General features: G+C 39.0%; 19 protein-coding genes and 2 pseudogenes. 12 read left to right on the forward strand and 9 right to left on the reverse strand.

The window, feature by feature from the left end:
- The 4 genes and pseudogenes from ACEYX7_RS02135 to ACEYX7_RS02150 form a co-directional block, all read left to right on the forward strand.
- A pseudogene (locus ACEYX7_RS02135) lies at window positions 1–659 on the forward strand (hypothetical protein); the annotation flags it as partial.
- Window positions 660–919: 260 nt separating this feature from the next.
- Window positions 920–1,048 carry a hypothetical protein gene (locus ACEYX7_RS02140; protein ID WP_374900164.1) on the forward strand — a complete coding sequence of 43 codons (129 nt, stop codon included), beginning with the start codon at window positions 920–922 and terminating at the stop codon, window positions 1,046–1,048.
- A gap of 289 nt (window positions 1,049–1,337) precedes the next feature.
- Window positions 1,338–3,977, forward strand: a complete 2,640-nt coding sequence (locus ACEYX7_RS02145; protein ID WP_374802590.1) for a bifunctional aconitate hydratase 2/2-methylisocitrate dehydratase — start codon at window positions 1,338–1,340, stop codon at window positions 3,975–3,977.
- A gap of 444 nt (window positions 3,978–4,421) precedes the next feature.
- Window positions 4,422–4,586, forward strand: coding sequence for an oxidoreductase-like domain-containing protein (locus tag ACEYX7_RS02150; protein WP_374802588.1), 165 nt, complete (start codon window positions 4,422–4,424; stop codon window positions 4,584–4,586).
- 50 nt (window positions 4,587–4,636) lie between these two features.
- Here the strand turns inward: ACEYX7_RS02150 and ACEYX7_RS02155 are convergent, their stop codons facing one another.
- Entirely contained in the window at window positions 4,637–5,008 is a 372-nt protein-coding gene (locus ACEYX7_RS02155) for a DUF4124 domain-containing protein (protein WP_374806984.1), read from the reverse strand.
- Window positions 5,009–5,538: 530 nt separating this feature from the next.
- Between ACEYX7_RS02155 and ACEYX7_RS02160 the strand changes: the two genes are divergently transcribed.
- The 4 genes from ACEYX7_RS02160 (at window position 5,539) to ACEYX7_RS02175 (ending at window position 9,810) form a co-directional block, all read left to right on the forward strand.
- Window positions 5,539–7,260, forward strand: coding sequence for an acetolactate synthase 3 large subunit (locus ACEYX7_RS02160; RefSeq protein WP_374802586.1), 1,722 nt, complete (start codon window positions 5,539–5,541; stop codon window positions 7,258–7,260).
- Window positions 7,260–7,751: an acetolactate synthase small subunit gene (ilvN, locus tag ACEYX7_RS02165; RefSeq protein WP_374802585.1), complete on the forward strand. Its 492-nt coding sequence runs from the start codon at window positions 7,260–7,262 to the stop codon at window positions 7,749–7,751. The genes ACEYX7_RS02160 and ilvN overlap by 1 nt, the downstream gene beginning before the upstream one ends.
- Before the next feature lie 93 nt (window positions 7,752–7,844).
- Window positions 7,845–8,861 (forward strand): ketol-acid reductoisomerase, encoded by a 1,017-nt coding sequence (ilvC, locus tag ACEYX7_RS02170; RefSeq protein WP_374802583.1) that lies wholly within the window; start codon window positions 7,845–7,847, stop codon window positions 8,859–8,861.
- Window positions 8,862–9,153: 292 nt separating this feature from the next.
- Window positions 9,154–9,810: a hypothetical protein gene (locus ACEYX7_RS02175; protein ID WP_374802581.1), complete on the forward strand. Its 657-nt coding sequence runs from the start codon at window positions 9,154–9,156 to the stop codon at window positions 9,808–9,810.
- A 91-nt stretch (window positions 9,811–9,901) separates the two neighbouring features.
- Here ACEYX7_RS02175 and ACEYX7_RS02180 read toward each other — a convergent pair whose 3' ends face one another.
- The 8 genes from ACEYX7_RS02180 to ACEYX7_RS02215 form a co-directional block, all read right to left on the reverse strand.
- On the reverse strand, window positions 9,902–10,705 hold the full coding sequence (locus ACEYX7_RS02180) for a TatD family hydrolase (RefSeq protein WP_374802579.1): 804 nt from the start codon (window positions 10,703–10,705) through the stop codon (window positions 9,902–9,904).
- A 43-nt stretch (window positions 10,706–10,748) separates the two neighbouring features.
- On the reverse strand, window positions 10,749–11,090 hold the full coding sequence (locus ACEYX7_RS02185; RefSeq protein ID WP_374802577.1) for a PilZ domain-containing protein: 342 nt from the start codon (window positions 11,088–11,090) through the stop codon (window positions 10,749–10,751).
- Window positions 11,091–11,128: 38 nt separating this feature from the next.
- Window positions 11,129–12,214 (reverse strand): DNA polymerase III subunit delta', encoded by a 1,086-nt coding sequence (holB, locus tag ACEYX7_RS02190; RefSeq protein WP_374802575.1) that lies wholly within the window; start codon window positions 12,212–12,214, stop codon window positions 11,129–11,131.
- A gap of 25 nt (window positions 12,215–12,239) precedes the next feature.
- Window positions 12,240–13,007 carry a 3-deoxy-manno-octulosonate cytidylyltransferase gene (gene kdsB, locus ACEYX7_RS02195; protein ID WP_374802573.1) on the reverse strand — a complete coding sequence of 256 codons (768 nt, stop codon included), beginning with the start codon at window positions 13,005–13,007 and terminating at the stop codon, window positions 12,240–12,242.
- An 87-nt stretch (window positions 13,008–13,094) separates the two neighbouring features.
- On the reverse strand, window positions 13,095–13,418 hold the full coding sequence (locus ACEYX7_RS02200; protein ID WP_374802571.1) for a hypothetical protein: 324 nt from the start codon (window positions 13,416–13,418) through the stop codon (window positions 13,095–13,097).
- Window positions 13,419–13,427: 9 nt separating this feature from the next.
- Window positions 13,428–14,453 (reverse strand): tetraacyldisaccharide 4'-kinase, encoded by a 1,026-nt coding sequence (gene lpxK, locus ACEYX7_RS02205; RefSeq protein ID WP_374900165.1) that lies wholly within the window; start codon window positions 14,451–14,453, stop codon window positions 13,428–13,430.
- Between the two features lie 28 nt (window positions 14,454–14,481).
- The gene (gene polA, locus ACEYX7_RS02210) at window positions 14,482–17,250 is read right to left on the reverse strand and encodes a DNA polymerase I (protein WP_374802567.1); all 2,769 of its coding nucleotides are present in this window, start codon (window positions 17,248–17,250) and stop codon (window positions 14,482–14,484) included.
- A 259-nt stretch (window positions 17,251–17,509) separates the two neighbouring features.
- Entirely contained in the window at window positions 17,510–19,108 is a 1,599-nt protein-coding gene (locus tag ACEYX7_RS02215) for an isocitrate lyase (RefSeq protein ID WP_374802598.1), read from the reverse strand.
- 383 nt (window positions 19,109–19,491) lie between these two features.
- Here ACEYX7_RS02215 and ACEYX7_RS02220 point away from each other — a divergent pair.
- The 4 genes and pseudogenes from ACEYX7_RS02220 to ACEYX7_RS02235 all read left to right on the forward strand — a co-directional run bounded on the left by ACEYX7_RS02220 (window position 19,492) and on the right by ACEYX7_RS02235 (window position 24,737).
- Window positions 19,492–20,533: pseudogene (locus ACEYX7_RS02220) on the forward strand (LysR family transcriptional regulator).
- A 158-nt stretch (window positions 20,534–20,691) separates the two neighbouring features.
- Entirely contained in the window at window positions 20,692–22,011 is a 1,320-nt protein-coding gene (paeA, locus tag ACEYX7_RS02225) for a polyamine export protein PaeA (RefSeq protein ID WP_374802565.1), read from the forward strand.
- A gap of 176 nt (window positions 22,012–22,187) precedes the next feature.
- Window positions 22,188–23,894 carry a M61 family metallopeptidase gene (locus ACEYX7_RS02230; protein WP_374802563.1) on the forward strand — a complete coding sequence of 569 codons (1,707 nt, stop codon included), beginning with the start codon at window positions 22,188–22,190 and terminating at the stop codon, window positions 23,892–23,894.
- 102 nt (window positions 23,895–23,996) lie between these two features.
- Complete coding sequence (locus ACEYX7_RS02235) at window positions 23,997–24,737, forward strand: hypothetical protein (protein ID WP_374802561.1); 741 nt, start codon at window positions 23,997–23,999, stop codon at window positions 24,735–24,737.
- The last annotated feature ends 112 nt before the right edge of the window (window positions 24,738–24,849 follow it).

Consider the following 24,849-nt stretch of genomic DNA (forward strand, 5'->3'; position numbering starts at 1 on the left):
AAAATGTTGAAAATGTTGAAAATGTTGAAAATGTTGAAAATGTTGAAAATGTTGAAAATGTTGAAAATGTTGAAAATAAGCATTTTACCGCAGAACACACAGCGTCAATTGATAACAGTAGCGAGCTAAACCAAAACTATATTGATGATCTAACGGAAAACCATTTAGCAGCGCCGATTATTGAAAATGATCACATCGATATCCCAAGTATGGATTTTGATGACCCACGACAAATTTTAGTTTTGGCTGAGCAAGATCTGACAGGGCAGTGGACGGTAGAAAAATGGGCGTACTGGCTTAAAAATAGTTCTCTGTCCAATGCAACCAAAGAAGTCTTGCAAAATGTTGCCATGACTGGCGATATTGCAGGCGAGAGCCAAGCTTGGGTTGCACCGCAATATCAGCGTTTGTTTGAACGTTGGCAAGACGATATCGTGAAGGCTTTGCAACAATTAAATAGTCATAACACGCTGAGTGTAAATTATAGCGTTTCCAAATTGCCAACGCCTTATCTATTGCAACAACATAAACAGCAACAAGCATTGCAAGCAGCACAGCAAAAGGTCTTGCAGCACCCAAGTGTGCAAGGTTTGAAGCAGCGATTTGAGCTTCAGATAGATGACATCCAACTTAAAGCTTTTGAAGATAAGGTAGAGTAGTTTTTGGAAATTCAATCTTCTAGCAGTTAATTATGACAGTTTGATGACATTTTTATGAATAAATGATGAATTTAGCTTAAAATATCATCAATTAGTGCGTTTTTATGAATTATTTTGCAATATTTACTTGTGAAATGCTAAAAAAACGTGCAATATGCAAAAACCTAGTTATTAGGTTGGTTTAAACAAGATTTGAGTTGCAACAAACCTATTTAAATTGACCATTTAACCTTTCTGTAATCTTGGACATGGAGGTAGTGATGATGAAACATCAACAGCACCAAGCACAACAGACCGTTGGCGAAAAAGCAAAAGTCGGTTTTTACATGTTTTGTTCGATTGCCACAGTTGCTGTGTACCATACGGCGGTAAGTACCCTATTTTCTTAAGTGCTATCTAGCTTAAGTCTATTGCGTATCAAAAACTGCACGAAATAAAAGCACCAACTTGTTCTCACCAAGTGGTGCTTTTATTCATTATGCGATGTGGATTTTGAATAAGTTCTAATAATGATTATTTAAGGCATACATTTCTATAAAAAATAGTCATCATTATACGAAATGCTAATATGCATAGTTACTTTTTTATCATAAATTTAGTAAAATCGAATGGATTGTCAAACGTTCATCGTGAACCTTTGGTCATGTTATAAATTCACCTATAATGAGGAACACTATCGTGCTACAAGCTTACCGCCAACACGTGCAAGAACGTGCCGCACTCGGAGTCCCACCGAAACCACTTGACGAAACACAAACTGCTGCTTTGGTTGAGTTATTAAAAAATCCACCTCAAGGCGAAGAAAGCTTTTTGGTTGATTTGTTAGAAAACCGTGTTCCAGCTGGCGTTGACCAAGCTGCTTATGTAAAAGCTGCTTTCTTGGCTGCTGTAGCAAAAGGTCAAGCGACTTCTCCATTAGTAAGCAAACAACGTGCTGTAGAATTATTGGGTACAATGCTTGGTGGTTATAACGTTGCACCATTGGTTGAGTTGTTGGAAGATGCAGAATTGGGTGCAATCGCTGCTGACGCTTTGAAAAAGACTTTACTTGTATTTGACGCGTTCCATGATGTTGTGGACAAATCTAAAGCAGGCAACAAAAATGCTGAAGCTGTATTGAAATCTTGGGCAGAAGCAGAATGGTTTACTAGCCGTCCAGAAGTGCCAGAAGAAATCAAAATCGTGGTATTTAAAGTCACTGGCGAAACCAACACGGATGACTTATCACCTGCACAAGATGCGTGGAGTCGTCCAGATATTCCATTACACGCCAATGCTATGTTGAAAAACGAGCGTGACGGTATTCGCCCAGAGAAAAATGGCGAAGTCGGTCCATTAAGCCAAATCAAAGAACTTGTTGCTAAAGGTACACAAGTAGCTTATGTGGGTGACGTTGTGGGTACAGGTTCAAGCCGTAAATCTGCAACCAACTCTGTATTATGGTTCTTCGGTGAAGACATTCCACACATTCCAAACAAAAAAGATGGTGGTGTGTGTTTAGGTGGGAAAATCGCACCGATTTTCTTCAATACTATGGAAGATGCGGGTGCATTACCAATCGAGATTGACGTTGAAAACATGAACATGGGTGACGAAGTTACCCTAAAAATTGATCATGCAACAGCACAAGTGACTGCATTCAAAAATGGCGAACAAATCGCTGCATCTGAATTGAAAACACCAGTGATTTTGGATGAAGTACGTGCAGGTGGTCGTATTAACTTGATCATCGGTCGTGACTTAACATCAAAAGCACGTGATGCATTAGGTTTGGGTCGTTCTGAACTGTTCCGTTTACCACAACAACCAGCTGACAGCGGTAAAGGCTTTACTTTGGCACAAAAAATGGTTGGTCGTGCGTGTGGCTTAGCAGAAGGTCAAGGTATCCGTCCAGGTACTTATTGTGAACCAAAAATGACGACTGTAGGTTCGCAAGATACTACGGGTCCAATGACACGTGATGAATTGAAAGATTTGGCTTGCTTAGGCTTCTCAGCTGACTTAGTGATGCAATCTTTCTGTCACACTGCTGCCTATCCAAAGCCAGTTGATGTGGAAATGCAACATACGCTACCAGACTTCATCATGACACGTGGTGGTGTGAGTTTACGTCCAGGTGATGGTATTATCCACTCTTGGTTAAACCGTATGTTGTTGCCTGATACCGTAGGTACTGGTGGTGACTCGCATACACGTTTCCCAATTGGTATTTCTTTCCCTGCAGGTTCTGGTTTGGTGGCGTTCGCTGCTGCAACAGGTGTAATGCCATTGGATATGCCAGAATCAGTATTGGTGAAATTCAAAGGTAAAATGCAACCGGGTATCACTTTACGTGACCTAGTGCATGCGATCCCTTACTATGCAATTAAAGCAGGCGATTTGACTGTAGAGAAACAAGGCAAGAAAAACATTTTCTCTGGTCGTATCTTAGAGATTGACTTGAGTGAAATGGAAAATGACTTGACTGTAGAGCAAGCATTTGAATTGTCTGATGCCTCTGCTGAGCGTTCTGCTGCGGGCTGTGCAATCACTTTATCTGAAGAAAAAGTGGCTGAATACTTGCGTTCAAATATCACTATGTTGAAATGGATGATTTCTGAAGGTTATGGCGATGCACGTACTATGGCACGCCGTATCGAAAACATGGAAAAATGGTTGGCAAATCCAAGCTTGATGAAAGCCGATGCAGATGCTGAATATACCAAAGTCTATGAAATCGACCTAAGCGAAATCAAAGAACCAATCCTTTGCTGTCCAAATGACCCAGATGATGCAAAATTATTGTCTGACGTCCAAGGCGACAAGATTGACGAAGTATTTATCGGTTCATGTATGACTAACATTGGTCATTTCCGTGCAGCAGGTAAATTGTTGGATAAAATCCCAGGTGGTTCTTTATCTACACAACTTTGGATTGCACCGCCTACACGTATGGACGAGCAACAATTGATGGATGAAGGTTTCTACAACATCTATGGTCGTTCTGGCGCACGTACAGAGATGCCAGGCTGCTCATTGTGTATGGGTAACCAAGCACGTGTGAAACCAAATACTACTGTCGTATCAACATCTACACGTAACTTCCCGAACCGTTTAGGTCAAGGCTCAAATGTGTATTTAGCTTCTGCTGAACTTGCATCAGTAGCAGCAGTGATGGGTAAATTACCAACTGTAGAAGAATATCAACAATATGCGTCACAAATCGATAGCATGGCGAGCGATATTTATAAATACATGAACTTCGACCAAATGGCAGCTTATAGCAAAGCAGCTGAAGGCGTAGATATTAAAGATATCAAAGTTGTACAATTGACTTAATTGTTAATCGTACAATTTAAAAATAAAGACCACTTCGGTGGTCTTTATTTTTTTGTAAATTTTAATTATATTTATTAGGTAAATTTTAAATCCTAATAGGCATTAATTAAATAGCTGATTTTTTTTGAATATTTTTCTTAACCTATGCAAGTCATTGATATATTTAAATTATATAAATTAAGGTTGGCTCCAATATTAAAATTTTTTTTGTATTGGTACATAGTTTTTGCTAAGTTCAGAAGATAAATTTAAGCACTGATAAAAATTATGAATATATATAATTGTTCTATAAAACATGCGTTACATTAAATGAATATTCGCTGAATATAAGATATATTATGAGGCTATATTTGATATAACAATATTATTCTCCAAAACACATGAAAATTTACTCACCAAAAAAAATTCAGTACAATACAACAATCTAAATTGCTGAGTTATTTTATGACTGAACAAAAACAAGTGCTACTTGAACCACCAGTTCCCCCTGAAGACTGGGAATGTTGTGGCAGTGAATGTGGCGATTATTGCGTATATGAAGTGTACCAGCGTGAAAAATCTGCTTATGAACAGCAACAAAAACTATTGGCACAACAAGATCAAGAGTAATAAAAAAGCAGCACAATCTAAATATTGTGCTGCTTTTTTATGTGATCTGTTTAGCGTATAGGTGCATTGATGCCAGCAGTCGGATCTGCTACACGTGGCGGTAATGCCATACGCTCACCTTTATTGACTGGAGCATTAGGTGGTAACGCAACGGCTGGTAGATCTGATCGTGTTGGCTCGGCAGCAGGTGTAGTTGTGATACTCTCAGGCGTTGCTGTAGTGTTGTTTTCAGGTGCAGGTGTGGCGACAGAAGGTCGGTAATTTGTACCACTCGGCGTATCATTGATTGTATTCACCACGCCCTGTTTTCTTGCATTTTTTGGTGGTGGTGTAGTTGTATAGTGTGTTGAACCACTTGCATCAACCCATTTGTAAAAGCTTTGTGCTTGGATTGAAGTGCTTGCCAAGGTAAATATCACCATAGAACAGCTTAATAGATGTTTTTTAGGCGTCCAATTTTTCATGAATAAATACTCAACTGATTAGTCAGTAAAAAGGTATGTGTACTGGTAGCTATTTTAAACTGTATAGCGATGCACGTCAAAAATTAAAAGTGCAAAAAAAATGAGCAAAACATAAATTTTTTTTATAAAAAAACGTTAAAAGCAGAAAATAAGCTTGACTTTATATGCTATCAAGATTAAAAATAAACTTAATCGATTAAGCCATTGCAAGTGCTGAAATTTGCTTCAAGCGTATTCTTTTTTGCTGAGGTATTGAGCTATTTGATGAATAGATAAACCATTCAAATAGATAAGTAATTCCTTATCATTTCTTAGCAAAATATTGGCAATATTATTGTATTTCGATAATGTTGTGCTAAGCTGATAAATGAAGCAATTTTAAGTATTTTTTGCATAGCCATTCAAAGCAAATGCAAAAATGGAAATTGATGATCTAATTTAAATAAGCAATGATTATTATATCGTTGTGCATAGACAGGGTGAGTACAGTGGAACTTTTATCTGGCGGAGAAATGTTAATCCGTGCTTTAGCTGATGAAGGCGTAGAGCAGGTTTTTGGTTATCCAGGTGGAGCGGTGCTACATATTTATGATGCACTTTACCAGCAGGACAAAGTCAAACATTATCTTGTTCGTCACGAACAAGCAGCAGGACACATGGCAGATGCCTATTCACGTGTCACAGGTAAAGTCGGCGTAGTACTGGTTACTTCAGGCCCTGGTGCGACCAATACAGTAACACCAATCGCAACTGCTTATATGGATTCTATTCCGATGGTGATTATCTCGGGACAGGTTGCATCGCATTTGATTGGTGAAGACGCATTCCAAGAAACAGATATGGTTGGTGTATCGCGTCCAATCGTAAAACATAGTTTCCAAGTGCGTCATGCCAGTGAAATTCCAACAATTATCAAAAAAGCATTTTATATCGCATCATCAGGTCGTCCCGGTCCTGTAGTCATTGACGTGCCAAAAGATGCCACCAATCCAGCTGAAAAGTTTGCTTATAGCTATCCTGAGTCAGTCAAGATTCGCTCTTATCAGCCATCTTATCGTGGACATAGCGGTCAAATCCGTAAAGCAGTAGATGAGCTTTTAACTGCAAAACGTCCTGTGATTTATACTGGTGGTGGTGTAGTACAAGGTAATGCGTCAGCACAATTAACCGAATTGGCACATTTACTTGGTTTCCCAGTAACCAGTACCTTGATGGGCTTGGGTGCATTCCCAGGTGAAGACCCACAATTCGTAGGTATGCTTGGCATGCACGGCTTTTATGAAGCCAATATGGCGATGCACAATGCTGATGTGATTTTTGCGGTTGGTGCACGTTTTGATGACCGTGTGACCAATAGCCCTGCACGTTTTTGTCCAAATGCACGCGTGATCCATATCGATATTGATCCTGCGACGATTTCAAAAACCATTAATGCACACATTCCAATTGTAGGTGCGGTATTGCCTGTACTAGAAGAAATGTTGGCATTGATGCATAAAATGAATGTTTCTAAACCAAACGCCGATGCTTTGGCTGCGTGGTGGAAACAAATCGATGGCTGGCGTGAGCGTCAATGCTTGACATATGTGCCTGCAAACAATAATGAAATGAAGCCACAACAAGTGGTACAAGCGTTATATAAAGTCACCAATGGCGATGCAATCATTACTTCAGATGTGGGGCAGCATCAAATGTTTGCTGCGTTGTATTATAAATACAAAGAACCACGTCAATGGATTAACTCAGGTGGTTTAGGCACGATGGGCGTGGGCTTGCCGTATGCCATGGCGGCAAAATTGGCTTGCCCTGAGCGTGAAGTGGTATGTATTACTGGTGAAGCATCAATCCAAATGTGTATCCAAGAACTATCAACTTGTAAACAGTATGGTTTGAATGTCAAAATCTTATGTTTAAATAACCGTCAATTGGGTATGGTAAAACAGTGGCAAGACATGAACTATGAAGGTCGTCATTCAAATTCTTATATTGATTCATTGCCAGATTTTACCAAATTGATGGAAGCTTATGGTCATGCTGGTATTACCATTGACCGTGCTGATGAGCTTGAATCGAAGCTCGCTGAAGCCATGGCAATAGACAAATGCGTATTTATCAATGTGATGGTCGATCGCAGTGAACACGTTTATCCAATGCAAATCGCAGGGCAGGCAATGTGTGATATGTGGTTGGCAAAAGGGGAGCGTACCTGATGCGACATATTATTTCTGTTTTAATTGAAAATGAATCAGGTTCATTATCTCGTTTGATTGGTTTATTTAGTCAGCGTGGCTATAACATCGAAACGCTTAACGTTGCACCGACTGAAGATGGCACTATTTCTCGTATTACCATCAGCACTTATGGCGATGATCAGAAAATTGAACAGATTACCAAGCAGTTGAATAAACTGATCGAAGTGATCAAAGTGGTGAATTTATCCGAAAGTGCCCATATCGAACGTGAATTAATGTTGATTAAGGTTAAAGCACCGAGTGAAGCACGTGATGAAATTAAACGTACAGCAGATATTTTCCGTGCACAAATCGTGGATGTGACTGCGACCAGTTATGTGATTCAGATTGCAGGAACGACTGAAAAGTTGGATGCATTTATTGATGCACTTGCTGAAACCAAGATTTTGGAAGTGGTGCGTTCGGGTATCTCGGGCATTTCTCGTGGTGAAAAAGTTTTAAGTCTGTAATTGATGCAGATAGGTTATTTTAAACAAATATTGAGTTCGGACAAATTTTAAGCTTAATATTTCATATCAATCGCTTGTTGGGAGTAAAACAACGTGCAAATTTTTTATGACAAAGACTGTGATTTATCAATTATCCAAGGTAAAAAAGTCGCAATTATTGGTTATGGTTCACAAGGTCATGCACATGCATTGAACCTAAAAGACAGCGGTGTAGATGTGACAGTTGGTTTGCGTGCTGATTCTGCATCATGGAAAAAAGCAGAAAATGCAGGTCTAAAAGTTGCTGAAGTACCAGCTGCTGTTGCTCAAGCAGACTTAGTGATGATCTTGACCCCTGATGAGTTCCAATCTCAGCTTTATCGTGATGTGATTGAACCGAATATCAAGCAAGGTGCAACATTGGCATTTGCTCACGGTTTTTCTGTATTGTATAACCAAGTTGTTCCACGTAAAGACCTTGACGTGATCATGGTTGCACCAAAAGCACCAGGTCACACTGTACGTTCAGAATTTCAACGTGGTTCTGGTGTACCAGACTTAATTGCGATTCATCAAGATGCGTCTGGTAATGCACGTAACGTGGCATTGTCTTATGCGTCTGGCGTAGGCGGTGGTCGTACAGGTATCATCGAAACATCATTCCGCGAAGAAACTGAAACTGACTTGTTCGGTGAGCAAGCGGTACTTTGTGGTGGTGCGGTAGAGTTGGTGAAAATGGGTTATGAAACTTTGGTTGAAGCAGGTTATTCACCAGAGATGGCTTATTTTGAATGTTTGCACGAATTGAAACTCATCGTTGATTTGATGTTTGAAGGCGGTATCGCAGACATGAACTATTCAGTATCGAACAATGCTGAATATGGTGAATATGTGACAGGTCCTGAAGTCATCAATGAGCAATCTCGTGAAGCAATGCGTAATGCATTAAAACGTATCCAATCTGGTGAATATGCAAAAATGTTTATCAATGAAGGTGCGTTGAACTACCCATCAATGACTGCACGTCGTCGTCAAAATGCTGCACACGGTATTGAAGTGACTGGTGCGAAGTTGCGTGCAATGATGCCATGGATCAAAGCAAACAAGATCATCGATAAAGACAAGAACTAATCTTTTTATTGATTTAAAAATGGGTTATCTGTAAAGATAGCCTATTTTTTTGATTTCAAGAAAAATAAATTTTCACAGCACTTGCATCTTAAATTTATTTTTGCTAATTTAAAGCTTGTGAAATGTTCAGGCATTTTGCTTATCGTGGGTTTAATCCTTGGTTGTAATAAATCATTTTACAATCACACTCAACTTCCAGCACGATATAAAACTAACTGGTAAAGCGAAATTCTTGATGGCTCTCAGAGAAATTTGCATTTTTAGAGAAAAGTAAGAGCCACAGGAAATAAACATGTCTTCTCTTTCTATTACACACCTTACTCGACCACTTGGTCTAACGCCAATCGTTGCCAATCCTCATTGCGATGTTGCACTTGGTTTTCAACCAAAATTAAATTGGGCAAAAGCACTGTTGGAATACATTCAACAAAATCAGATTGATATTTTAGACATTGTCCAAAAATTAGGTTATCAATCTAACCATTATTTGCATGCCAAAAAACGTTTTATTGCAGTGATGAACAGTGATAGTCTTGGGTTATACGATGCACCTTATGATTTAAAATACAATCGAGCAGAGTATCTAAATTGCTTATTACGCGCTTTAAATTTACAAAATACAGCTTTTCAAAATCAATTAGATGAAATCATTTCTCGCGCGAATCAGCAACGTTCAAAACAACATTATCAGCTTAAAGCAAAATTAACTTTAAGGCATCAGCCATCAATCATGACTCGCTTTGCGATTGCCAAGCAATTTGAATATATTGATCTACCTAGTTATTTTGACCAACTCAATAAATTCGAACAACAACATTATATTTATTTCCATATCGAGCAGCACTATCAGCAATATAGAGATGCAATACCTTACCAAGGCACAATCGATTGCTATGAGTTTTTGCGAGAAGGGCGTTTGTTAGAAAATATTGATTGTCCAATTCTATAAATCATCAATGACTAATATTCGTGGTGTTTCTCTATAACAACTGATATTCACTATAATAAAGTGAATATCAGTAGTAACAAATCGATATTGCTTAAATCGACTGATGTCGTAAAGGTTCAAGCCCTGTCAAACGTGCGAAATTGTCACTGGTTATTTGAGCAATGTCTTCGATAGACTGACCAAGCGTTTCTGCCAATGCTTTGGCAACAAAAGGCACATATTTGGGTTCATTGGCTTTGCCACGGTGAGGCATAGGAGCAAGATATGGGCTATCTGTTTCGATTAACAACCGATCCAAAGGGACTTGTTTTGCGACTTCACGTAAATCGCTGGCATTTTTGAAAGAAACAATACCTGCAAAAGAAATATAAAAACCCAAATCCAAGGCTTGTTTGGCTGTGTCCCAATCCTCAGTAAAGCAATGCATAATGCCATGCGTTGCTTGTTCAGCACGTAGTATGTCTATGGTATCTTTTTTGCTACTACGCGTATGAATGATCAGTGGTTTTTTTACACTTTGGCTGGCATGAATATGTCGAACAAAACATGCTTTTTGCTCTGTGACATTTTCTGTGGAATGATAATAATCTAAACCTGTTTCACCAATTGCCCAGACTTTTTCAGGTTGAGCCAATTCTACCAAATAATCCACTGTGGCACGTTGCATGACTTCAAAGCTTTCGCAAGGATGTACACCAATACTGTAGCCAACTTCTGCAAACTGATTGGCGATTTTTGATAGCACAATATGATCATCTAAACCTACAGAAATACTCATCATTCGCATCACACCAGCATCTTTTGCTTGTTGGATGACATCTGCTAGACCGTTTGGATGGGTGTTAGAATGAAGATCTAACATGCTTAAGTGACAGTGGCTATCAGTGAAAAACACAATATTTCCTTAGGTGATAAAAGCAATCGCTTATTTCAAAAAATTACATGGTAAAAGTTGGACGTTCAGAATTCAAGCTACCTGCCAAGGCACGTTCAGCTTCATTCTTAAAGGTAATACCTTGCTGATTTGGATTGATTTGAATCGCAAAACCTTGTGGTTTACCCATACTGGCTTTGGCTGAGATCCAGCATACTTTACCTTGGATAGGGAATTTTTGAGTAGAGCCTGGTAGCCCAACAATGACAAATAACTCTTGTCCCATCTGTACGGCTTGTTTTGATGCCAAAAATAGCCCACCACCATTGACATACTGCATATAAGACGCTTGTAAACTATCCTTATCAGGGAAGTTAATCTGGGTTACCCCACCTTTAGGCATCATAGCTGATACTCCAAGTGTTTGAATTTATGTAAATTAAATTATATTGTTTCAGACTGCACATTCATAAGGTACATCGCAAGCTGATCAATAATAAGTTGGCTTTGCACATTTTGTGCTACGAGTTGTGGTATTGTATTTAAATACTGCAAAATGTCAAATAATTCACTAAGTTGGTAATGTTGTGCCAATTCGCTCATCGGCATATCGCTTTGTTTATAGGGTTGTTGCAGTTTCAACGCAATACAATCTTGTATAGTATAGCACACCATTTGCACGATTGCCTGAAAATCCAATTGTTTCAGATTGTCTATGGCAAACCGCATTGGCTGATTTTTATATTGTACTAAATTGAGCCATTGTTGGATAAATTTACCTCGTGCCACAAACCAATCTTGCTCCAAAATATCTATCGCTTGTAAAGGCATATCCGCTGAAAATGCCAAAGCAATCTTAATTTCATCAATGCTATGATTTTGATTTGTGATGTTTTTTTGCAGATAATCCAAAGCTTGTGCTTGGCTAATTCTATCTAAAGCAAATTGCTGTACACGACTGCGAATGGTGGCAGGCAGTTTTAACAATTGAGCGGTATTCAGAATAAATAGAACCCGTTCACCTGGTTCTTCCAAAGTTTTAAGCAAGGCATTGGCGGAGGCGATATTCATTTTTTCCGCTTGTTCAATGACGATAATTCGCCAACCTTCTACCGTTTGTTGGGTAAATTCCACCAATTCTCGAATTTGTTCGATTTTGATACTGCTATAAACTTGGCGTTTTTCATCATAATCGGGGCGGATGATTTTTAATTGTGGATGCGTGCCGGCTTTGAGCCAGTGACAGCTTTGACATTCACCGCAAGCATGTTCGGATTGTTTATTTTGACACAAGACCCATGCCATAAAATGTTGTTGGAAAATAGATTTGCCACAGCCATTTTTGCCATAAAACAATAAAGCATGCCCCATATCGGGAAAACGTTGCGTGAGATTTTGCCATAGCGGTTGTTGCCAAGGCAAAGTCAAAGGCAAAAATGCCGATGCATTCGCCTGTGGTGCTTGCTCTAGGCTATCAACCGATGTTTTTGGCGTGGTTTTACTGCTTTTACTTTTGCTGGTTTGTGACATTTATTTCACTTTAAATTTTGCAAAATTACTGGAAAAATGACAAAGGCAAAGCATTTAAACGTTGCAAATCTTCAGGCGTATCTACGCCAGCAGGTAAGCTTTGGCGTGCGACACTAATAGCGATACGATAGCCATTTTCCAAGATGCGTAATTGTTCTAGGCTTTCCAAGCTTTCCAATTTGCCCACCGACCACGTGGCATAGGCGTGCAATAAATTCACCCGATAGCCGTACAAACCAAGATGGCGATAAGCGTAATCTACCGCTAAATCATGATTGTTGGCATGGCTTTGTTTGCGGTCATAAGGAATGGTGGCACGGCTAAAATATAGGGCTTCGCCTTGGTTCGACATCACTACTTTAACAATGCTATCTCTTTGAAATTCTTTCCAATCTTGAATCGGTTCGCACAAAGTCGCCAATGCACAATGCGGTTTATCTTGTAATAATTCCGCTACTTGCTGTACCAAACTTGCAGGCAATAAAGGCTCATCACCTTGAATATTCACCACAATATCATCATCATGCCAACCTTTGATACGTGCCACTTCAGCAAGGCGATCCGTACCTGATGGATGCTCGCTACTGGTCATCACCACGTCTAAGCTTTCGGCACGGCATAGCTCGGCAATACGCTCGTCATCGGTGGCAATACACACATCATCAAAGCCTTGCACTTTTTTGGCTTGGTCAGCGACACGCAAAATCATCGCACGACCGTGGATCAATGCCAAAGGTTTGGCAGGTAGGCGAGTGCTGGCATAACGGGCAGGGATGACGATGTGTTTTTTCATGGTGAATTCGGGCTTTAAAAAGGGTGAAAACAAGCTTTATTGTAAAGGATGGCGAAATAGAAAAGCAAAAATATTCTGTGAATGGGGTTAATTATTTTTGCAAATCGCCAAGTTGTGATATCGTGGATATTGGCAAGTTTGGGCATGCAAATCACTTTGATAGCCCTTGCTGTCCATACAAATACTGGCTTTTGCAATCTCATCTTGGCTCATTGTGCGTTGATTATAATTGATACTTTTAAAACCACATGCCAGCATATCACGTTGAATTTTACTTTTTAAAACATCATCAAAGGCAGGATTTTTATTGTTTAAACGATAACTTGCCCAGTCATAAGGATAGGTCAAAGCACATGCGGTGCTTGCCAATCCCATCGCCAACAATAAACCATTTTTAGAAAATTTAAACATATTGATTTCCTAATCCGCATTGCTCGCTGTGCTGTTTATAGCCAAATCGCTTAATTGCTTACTCAACAGTTGATAGCAATCATCCGATAATATCGCATCTACGGTGACAATCCAAATTTTTGTCAAAATTTCAGTTTGTCCTGCATAAAGTTCTAACAATTTTACCGCATCTTTACTGGTGGTAATTACATCACCTTTGGCAAAAATATCTTTCAAATCATGTGCTTGATAAGCATGATGATCGGCAAAAATATGCTCAGCATAATTTAAATTGAGTTGATTTAACGTATTAAAAAAACGTTGTGGATAGCCAATGCCAACCACAGCTTGATAATGCTGTGTTGCATCAAAAGATAAATTTTTATCGGCTAGATTTTGCACTTGACCGACTTGTAAATGCATATGATACGGGGTTTTCGACTGTGTACCATGTTCAATCACCGTGACATCATTCAGACGTTGTACAGGCTCACGCAAAAAACCTTCAGGCAATAGTTTTTGATTGCCCAAACCACGTTGAATATCCAATACTACCCATTCAATATCACGGGCAAGGGCATAATGCTGTAAGCCATCATCGGATAAAATCAATTCAATATCATGATTTTTCAACAATAATTCAATGGCTTCTTTGCGTTGTGGTGCAACCGCCATCGGGACATTGACCGATTGGGCAATCAGCACAGGTTCATCACCGACTTGGCTTGGCAAAGATTGGGGCGTAACCAGTAAAGGAAAACCACTGCCTTTGCCATCATTGCCTTTACCGCCATAACCACGGCTAATCACACCAACTTTGATGCCTTGGGCTTGTAAAAATTTTACCAAAGCAATAATTAAGGGCGTTTTACCGCTACCGCCAACCGTGATATTGCCAATAATCATCACAGGCACTTTGGCACGATAAGCATTTTTGAGTTGCTTATTTTTTTGCGAATTAAACACCGCTTGATATAGCCACGACAAGGGACGTAGCACAATCAGCCACGATGACTGCTTTTGCCAAGCGGATTGGATAAAATGACCTAGGCTCAAAGGAATACAACCTTGCTTTTATGTGTCATTAATGTGCCTCATCCCAGTTTTGCCCACGACCGACTTCAACAACTAACGGCACATCGAGCTGAATCACATTTTGCATGGTTTCTTGAATTAAAACTTTGGCTTCATCAGCATAATCTTCATCGACCTCAAATACCAATTCATCGTGTACTTGCAAGAGTAATAAAGCACGCTGTTTATCCAATTTTTGTTCAATGGCAATCATCGCAAGCTTGATAATATCGGCTGCACTGCCTTGCAATGGGGCATTGATGGCAGCACGTTCTGCGGCTTGGCGTACCATTTTATTGCTGGCATAAATATCAGGCGTGTACAAACGACGACCGAGTAAGGTTTCGACATAACCTTGTTCGTGAGCCAACTGTCGTGTGCGTTGCATATATTCATAAATGCCAGGATAGCGAGAAAAATACTGCTTGATATAGCTTTGTGATTCGGCACGGCTAAAACCCAATTGACGGGTTAAACCAAATTCCGACATACCGTATAACAAACCAAAATTCACCGCTTTCGCTTGGCGGCGTTGGTCAGCGGTCACATCTTCAATGGCAATGCCCAACACTTCGGCAGCCGTGGCTTGGTGAATGTCTTTACCTTGACGGAAGGCTTCGACCAAAGCTTCATCTTGACAAAAATGTGCCATCAAACGCAATTCAATTTGTGAATAGTCGGCAGCCAAAAGCACACGCTCTTTTGGTGCAACAAAAGCTTGGCGAATTTGGCGTCCAATTTCACCACGAATCGGGATATTTTGTAAGTTAGGATCAGTGGATGACAAACGCCCAGTCGTGGTGACCGCTTGATGATAACTGGTGTGTACACGTTGTGTATTGGTATCGGCTTGTTTGAGTAAACCATCGGTATAGGTGCCTTTCAGTTTTGCCAAACCACGATAATCTAAAATAATTTGTACAATCGGATGGTCAATTTTTTCCAAAATTGCTTCACTGGTACTGTATTGCCCAGATGCAGTTTTTTTACCGCCTGCAATGCCCATTTTTTCAAACAAAATTTCACCGACTTGTTTTGGTGAAGCGAGATTAAAGCTTTCACCTGCCAAATCTGTGGCTTGTTGTTCAAGGCGTTGCATTTCTTGTTCAAAAGTTTGACTTAAATGCTGTAAAAATTCAGGATTGAGCAAAATACCACGATTTTCCATGGCTTGTAACACTTGAGCCACAGGCAATTCTACATCCAGTAATAATTTATCAAGCAATCGATTTTCTTTTAATTTTTCTAATAAAACCTGATAAAGGCGATACGTCACAAAAGCATCTTCACAAGCATAGGGTGCGGCAATGCTTAAATCAATTTGATTAAAGGTCAGCTGTTTTGCCCCTTTGCCTGCAATATCTTCAAAACTGGTAGTAAGATGACCTAAATACACCCGTGCCACATCGTCCATATTATGACGTGTTGCAGTCGGATTCAGTACATAAGAGGCAAGCATGGTATCAAATGCCCAACCCTTTAAATAAATGCCATAACGTTGCAAAATATGCGCATCGTATTTGAGATGATGACCGATTTTACCGATATTGGTATTTTCTAAAATCGGTTTTAGCTGTGCCAAAACCGTATCACGATTGAGTTGTTGCGGTGCATGGTCATAATCATGGGCGAGAGGCACATAATAGGCATCTTTTTCATCCATCGCCACCGAAAACCCAACCAATTCTGCTTGACGATAATCGACACTGGTGGTTTCGGTGTCAAAAGCAAAATGGCTTGCTGTGCTTAATTTTGCCAATAATTTTTGCCAGTTGCTATCATCTAATACAGTGTGATATTGTGCCGCATCGACCTGTGCCGCTGGGGTAATGTCTTGGCTTTGACTGACCGCTGTAGTAAGGGCTTTAGCTTGATTCGCTGTTTTAATCGTACTATCCGTATTATCACCGCTATTACTTGGATGGTTTGGATGCTGTAAAGATTGTAATTGCGTACGGAATTCTAATTCGGTATATAAAGCCTTGAGTTTGTCATAATCAGGCTCACGCAATTTTAAATCATCCCATGCCAAGTTTAATGGCAAACCTGTGACGATGGTTGCCAGTTGATGGTCGATTTTGATGGTTTCTACGCTGTCTTTAAGACTTTGGGCAATTTTGCCTTTGAGCTGATCGACATTGGCAAGTAAGTTTTCGATATTGCCATAATCATTGAGTAGTTTGGCAGCGGTCTTTTGTCCAATTCCTGCCACGCCCATAATGCCGTCTGACGCATCGCCCATCAAAGTTAGATAATCTATGATTTGATGCGGATGCACGCCAAATTTTTCAAATACGCCTTGGCTGTCTAATACACGTTCTTTAAAGCTGTCTTCTAATGTAACTTTGTCATTAACCAGCTGTGCCATGTCTTTGTCGCCAGTAGAAATCAGCACATTATGCCCTTCAGCCACGGCTTGCTGTGTTAATGTACCGATAATATCGTCGGCTTCCACACCAGCTAAGCTATATAAAGGAATACCCAAAGCACGAATTAAATCATGTAGATAAGGGATTTGTTCTGCCAATTCAGGCGGCATACTTGGGCGATCGCCTTTGTAAATCGGTGATAATTCATGACGAAAAGTCGGCTCTGGGGTGTCAAAAATCACTGCCATATGCGTTGGATTGATACGACGCATCAGCTTTTGAATGGCGGCTGATGCACCACGCACCGCATGGGTGTGCAAGCCTTGTGAAGTGGTCAAAGGTGGTACAGCATGAAAGGCACGAAATAAAAAATAAGAACCATCAACCAAAACAAAAGGGGGCATGGGCATAAACCTAAAAGCAAAATTTGGTTTATTCTAGCGGAAATAGGCGTAGAGTGAAATGTTTAATTGGTTTTTATCCTGTTTAAGTATTTATTTTTATTTAAAAATCTGATATTTAGTTTAAATCTTTATATTGTTTAAACAAAAAATTAGCCTAGCATTGACTAGGCTAATTTTTTAACAGTTGGCATTGCCTGATGTTGGGTGTCGCTACGCTTCACACCAACCTACAAGAATTGAATGGCGTAATGGATATGAATTCCTATTAATGCCCAAATTGGTTCATGGTGTTTTTGCTTGCATCACCAGCTTTCAACGCATTTTCACCAGCGAAGATTTCTTTATGATCATCACCGATGTCCGAACCTGCCATGGCTTGGTGTTTCACGCAAGCAATACCGCCACGGATTTCTTTACGTTGTACGCCAGCTACATAAGCCAACATACCTTCTTCACCGAAGTAACCTTTTGCCAATTCATGGGTAGAAAGGGCAGCAGTATGGTAAGTCGGTAATGTGATCAAGTGATGGAATACACCTGCTTCACGTGCTGCATCAGCTTGGAAAGTACGGATTTTTTCGTCCGCATCACGAGCCAATTCGCTATCATCGTATTTTGCATCCATCAATTTATCACGCTCATAGCCTGATACATCTTTGCCTTCAGCAGACCAACGGTCGTAAGCTTGTTGACGGAAGTTGATCGTCCAGTTAAATGATGGTGAGTTGTTATAAACAAGTTTTGCATTTGGCACTTGTTTTTTGATGTCGTTTACAAAGCTTGCAATACCTTGCACATCTGGAGTCGGTGTTTCGATCCAGATCATGTCCGCACCATTTTGTAAGCTGGTTACACAGTCAAGTACAACGCGGTCGTGTTGCGTGCCTTCACGGAATTGATACAAACCAGAAGCCAAGCGAGTAGGGCGATGCAATTTACCATCACGTTTGATCAAGATTTCATCTTCTTGTGCATCAGCGATGTCGATTTCCTGAGTATCTAAGTAGCTGATGTATTGAGAAGCCAAATCACCTTTTTCTTTAGAAACTGGGATTTTTTGCGTCAAGTCAGCACCTTCAGAGTCGGTACGTGCCACAATAACACCATCATCAACGCCAAGCTCTAAGAATGCATAACGTACTGCATTGATTTTAGACAAGAAGTCTTCATGCGGAACAGTCACTTTACCTGCTTGGTGACCGCATTGTTTTGCATCAGATACTTGGTTTTCGATTTGAATCGCACACGCACCTGCTTCGATCATTTGTTTAGTCAGCAAATAAGTCGCTTCTTCGTTACCAAAACCAGCATCAATGTCAGCAATGATTGGTACAACGTGCGTTTCAAAGTTATCGATTTGAGATTCGATTTCTTTTACCTTAGCACTGTCGCCAGCCGCTTCCGCTTTTTGCAAAGCACGGAACAAATCATTCAATTCTTTGGCATCAGCTTGACGTAAGAAAGTATAGATTTCTGAAATCAATTTTGGCACAGATGTTTTTTCATGCATAGATTGGTCAGGAAGTGGACCAAACTCAGAACGCAGTGCAGCAACCATCCAACCAGAAAGGTAGATATAACGCTTGCTTGTAGTACCAAAATATTTTTTGTTGGCAATCATTTTTTGTTGAGCAATAAAACCATGCCAGCAACCGAGAGATTGTGTATATTTGCTAGAATCGGCATCATATTCAGCCATGTCTTTACGCATAATTGCTGCGGTATATTTAGCAATATCTAAACCAGTTTGGAAACGGTTTTGCACAATCATACGTGCTGCATCTTCAGGGCGAATGGCATTCCATGTACCGCCTAATTTTGCTTTCACTGCACGAACGTGTTGCAATGCACTTTGATAGGTCATGCTCATCATAAAAATCCTTACCTACATATTAGGTTGTTTTAAAAATCATTTAAGTGATGAGCAAGCGACGCTTTTCGAAAAAGAAGTAAAACAATCAGCGTGCTTGTCATCAACAACATCAGAATAATGTTTAAGCGCAATTTAATCCAATAGCCTAATCAAATTATGGATATTTAGTTGAAAAATATGTATTTATTAACCATGAATTTTTAAAATAATTAAATAAAATCATTATCTTAAAATTGAATTGGTCATTTTTTTGTACATAAATTTATTTGTAAAAAATGTGATATATAAAAATATATTGTTAAGATTTGATGCTTTTTATCGTAATGTATGGCATAATTTAGTCAATTTATAGTGACTATTTTGGTATTTTCTACATGAATTTAGAGCGGGTTGATTTAAATTTATTAATTTATTTGGATGTTTTATTACGAGAAAAAAACGTGACTCGTGCTGCGGAACAGCTTGGCGTCACTCAACCTGCTATGAGTAATATTCTACGTCGTTTACGTACTTTGTTTAACGATCCTTTGCTGATTCGTTCTTCAGAAGGTATGACGCCGACAGAACGTGCTTTAGAATTGCAACCACGCATTCGCGATGCATTGGCAAATCTATCTATGATCTTGGAACCACGCACCGAATTTCGCCCGTTTACCTCAAATCGTGTCTTTCGCATCATGATGTCCGATTATGCTGAGGCGACTTTGGTACCACGTTTGATCAAAGCATTGCGTTCAGAAGCACCAAATGTCGTGTTGGATTTCTTGACGCCAAGTGATGTGACTTATCGTGACATGGAGCAGGGTAAAGTTGATTTGGCAATTAACCGTTTTAATGAAATCCCACAAAGTTTTCACCAAGTTTTAGTATGGCGTGATAGTTTTAGCTGTTTGTTAAATACCAAACATCCTGCAGCACACCATTTAAATCTAAAAACTTATTTGGATGCACAGCACATTTGGGTATCCAAAACAGGTATGGGCATTGGTGTAGGCGTGAATCCTGATAAGCAAGGCGGATTGGGTTGGATTGATCAAGCCCTAGAACGTATTGGGCAAAAACGTCAAATTTCTGTTTTTACACGTCATTATCAAATGCCTGGTTTGTTGGCACAGAATGTTGATTTGATTGCGACCTTGCCGACACGTATCGCACGTTTACAAGCACAAAATAGCGAAAAACTGGTACTCAAAGAGCCACCATTCTATATCCCAGAGTTTGAGCTAACGATGGCATGGTGTCCTTTATTGCATCATCATCCTGCACACCGTTGGTTACGTCAGCTGATTTTATTTGTTGCTCGCCAGATGGTAGAGGAAGAGAAAAAAGAGCTAGGCATTATCGAACCCGCATATAAGCCACTTTAAGATAAAAACCTGCTTAGACTTTAAGCAGGTTTTTTTATTGTCTGAGTGACTGTCTTGTTTGCTTTATTTCCACTCAAGTTAGAGTTATGTTATATTAGCTTTTGTTATAGTTGAGCACAATCATAAAGCAAGGCGATGTTTTGTAGATCAAATCGACATGAGCCGAGCTACCAATTTTTATTGTAAGGTTTTATCTTAAGGTGTGGTATGGATTTATTAAAAGAACTGTTAATTATTACGGCGTTAATTTTAACGTCGAGCTTTTTTTCGATTTCAGAAATTGCACTTGCAGGTGCACGTAAAATCAAATTGAAACTATTGTCCGAGTCAGGCGATGACCGTGCGGACAAGATTTTGGCATTACAAGAAAATTCAGCCAATTTTTTTGCCACATCACAAATCGGTTTAAATGCGGTTGCCATTCTTGGCGGTATCGTGGGTGAGGGTGCATTACGCCCTTATTTTATTGACTGGATAGGTGGTTTTTATCAAGGGCAGTATTTAGAAAATCTAGGCTTTTTCTCATCATTCTTTGTGGTGACGCTATTATTTATCCTATTCGCTGACTTAATCCCAAAACGTATTGCGATGATTAATCCTGAAAAAGCAGCCTTGGCAGTGATTAATCCTGTGTTATTTGTGATCAGTGTCTTTAAGCCATTGGCATGGGTGATTAATGTTCTTGCCAATCTGATTTTCCGTATCTTTAAAATTGAAACCACACGTGAAGATAGCATGACTTTTGATGATATTTCTGCGGTAGTGGATGCAGGGGCACAGGCAGGCGTATTACAACAACAAGAGCATCATTTTATTGAAAATATTTTTGAGCTAGAAGAACGTACTGTTCCATCAAGTATGACAACGCGTGAAAACGTGGTTTTCTTTACTTTGAATGAGTCGGAACAAAGTATCCGTCAAAAAATCGCTGAATATCCATATTCTAAATTTTTGGTGTGTAGCGATCAAATTGACCAAGTCATTGGCTATGTCGATACCAAAGATATTTTGGTTAAGATTATGAATAATCAGTCATTTATACAACTCAATGAATCAACGATTCGTAATGTATTGATGATTCCTGATACACTGACACTATCTGAATTATTGGATCGTTTCCGTGCGAGTAAAGAAAAATTTGCAGTGGTCATCAATGAATATGCCTTGGTCGTGGGTATCATTACTTTGTCTGATATTATGATTACTGTAATGGGCGACTGGGTTGTACCGATAGAAGAAGATCAGCAAATTATCAAACGTGATGAGCATTCGTGGTTGATCGATGGCACAACGCCAATTGAAGATATTAAACACGCATTGTCAATCAACGACTTCCCAGATTGGGATAATTATGAAACGATTGCAGGATTTATGATGTTCAAGCTGAGAAAGATTCCACGCCCAGCCGATAGCGTGATCCATGAAGGCTATAAATTCGAAGTGGTCGATGTGGATCATTATAAAATTGACCAATTGCTTGTTACGAAAGTTATTGAAAATCAAGAGCCTAATGAAGAGTTGGTTTAATAGTAAAATAAATATGTGATATATGATGGCAAGGCAATCTTAAATTGTCTTGCTATTTTTTTGATTAAATATTATCCGTCTTAACAAGCCGATTTTATCATTGCAACAAATATCGATTCGTCATCTAATGTGCTATACTGCCAAGCCAAACATTGTTTTGCTTATAGGATATACGCATGATTCACTATCAAATCGAATTTGACGATTATCGTCAGCATTTAATTCATGTCACTGTTCGTTTTGTGGCAGAACCAGAACAACAACTATGGCTACCAACATGGATACCAGGTAGTTATTTGATCCGTGAATTTGCTCGTCATATCGAACAAGTACAAGCATTTGATGAGGCAGGTCGCCGTTTAGACATCCAAAAAAGAGATAAAAATACTTGGCAACTCTTTAACCAAGACCATGAATTAATCAGCATTGATTATCAAGTCTATGCTTATGACTTGTCGGTGCGTGGCAGTTATGTCGATCAAAACCGTCTATATGTCAATCCATCGGCAGTGTGTTTGGGTTTAAAAGGTCAAGAACATAAACCATATGAAGTAGAATTATTTTTACCAAACGAGCTTAAACATTTTACTTATGCAGGGGCGTTGGCTGCAAAATCCATTGTATCGGGACGTTTTAATTTTAAGGCAGAAAATTATCAGCAATTGATTGATAGCCCATTTGAATTGGCAGTGCAACAGCGTTTTGATTTTTTGGTCAATGATATTCCACATCAATGGGTGGTTTCAGGTAGTCAGCAAAGCGATTTAAATCGTTTAAAACAAGATTTAATTAAGATTTGCCAAGCGGAGATTGATTTATTTGGTTCTGCACCGTTCAATAATTATACGTTTATGACGATGGCAACTGCCAATGCTTATGGTGGTTTGGAACATTGCAACAGTACCAGTTTGATTTGCCCACGTGATGATTTACCACGTTTGGATGAAAAAGAACGTCCTAGAGAGGATTATCAGCGATATTTAGGTTTATGTAGTCATGAGTATTTTCATTCATGGTTAGTGAAATATATTAAACCGAGTAATTATGTGGATTTAAATCTCAATGGTGAGACATATACCAAATTATTATGGGTATTTGAAGGCTTTACATCGTATTATGATGATTTAATATTATTGCGTAGTGGTGTAGTTAATCGTGATGAATATCTAAAATTATTAACACAACAAATTAATCGCTATTTACAAACCCCAGGACGTAAAGTGCAATCGGTAGCAGAATCGAGTTTTGATACATGGATTAAATTTTATCGTGCCGATGAAAATACCAATAATGCTGGCATTAGTTATTATAATAAAGGGGCATTGGTGGCATTATGTTTGGATTTGAGTTTGCGTAGTCATGGGGCGAGTTTAGATCAAGTGATGCGTGAATTATATCAAAATGCACAGCAAGGTATTCAAGTTAATGACCGTACTATTGGCGAGATTTGTCAAAAGATTACAGGGCAAGATTGGCGTGAGCGTATTGATTATTTGGTGAATAGTACCGAAGAATTACCGATGTTTGAGTTATTGCAAGAGTTTGGTATCGATGTCAAACATGATAAAGAAAAATCTTTGGCTTTTGGTGCAAAAGTGCAACAGCGTCCTGAAGGTTTAGTTGTGCTATCAGTCTTGCGTGATTCGGCAGCGGCAAAAGCAGGTCTGTCAGCCAAAGATATGATAGTGGCGTTAAATCATTGTAAAGTCGATGAAAAAATATGGCAAGGCTATAGCAAGCGTGCAGATTTTCAGCAAGCTATTGCTTGTCATGTGTTCCGAGATGATGAGTTGTTGCAATTAGACTTGCTGCCTGAACATACAGCTTTGGCGGAAGTGAAATTAAGCATCGTTGATGAGCAAAAAGCACAAGCTTGGCTATAATTTTTAGTATATTCTTGTGGAATTGGGCAATGGTTAATCTTGAAAAATGTTCCATTGTCCAAGCATGGCTTTAGAAGTTAATCGTAAAATGGTAATTTAAAAATGATTAATCATGATATTGAACAACATCATGTATCAGAACAGAAAGATCAACATGATTTAAATGGTGACATTGATATTATAGAATATGTAGCAGTAAGTGAAAAATTTGATAAAAAAGATATTATTCACCATGATGATGAATTAAATAAAACCAACCCTCATGTGTTAGACGCTCAGCATACTGATACAGATGATGAAATATTTTATTTTAATCCAGAATTAATCAATAGCAAACAACAAGCTTATGATTTGCGATTATTGATACAACAATGGCTGTGTGGTGAAAAACAACAACAGCTGATCGCTTATCATCCGATTGAACGATCACGCCAAATCGTTGCATTAAGTGAATATTTAACTCATCATCAGATTACACAGCGTATTTTGATTTGTTCGCATTCTACCAATATGCTCAATGAGATTAAACAAAGTAGTCAATTACATAGCCAAGTGATGTTTAGTGATTTTATGCAAGTGCATCAAGATTTTGATTTAAATCAAAATGCACTATCCGAAATTGAATTTAAAGCAAAGCAGGTTTATGTCGGGCGTTATCAAGATTTTTTGGCATTATATGGTTATCAAAATTTAGAACCGATATTTAATCAATTCGATTTAATTATTGCGGATGAGATTGATTTGGTACAAAATCAATTATGGCAGGTCATCTGTCAAAAGTATTATCAAAAATGGTTACTAAACATACACTTGCGATTACCAAAAAGAATAATTGTAGCTTAATCGATAAATAGATTATATTGGTTGATAAAATCATTTTATGTTATTTTAGCGTGTCTATAAATGGTTGATTTAATAGATATTGCTCTAAAATTTTGAGTAAATAAATTTAGGG

Source organism: Hubeiibacter jixunmingi (assembly GCF_041928215.1).
GTDB lineage: Bacteria > Pseudomonadota > Gammaproteobacteria > Pseudomonadales > Moraxellaceae > Acinetobacter.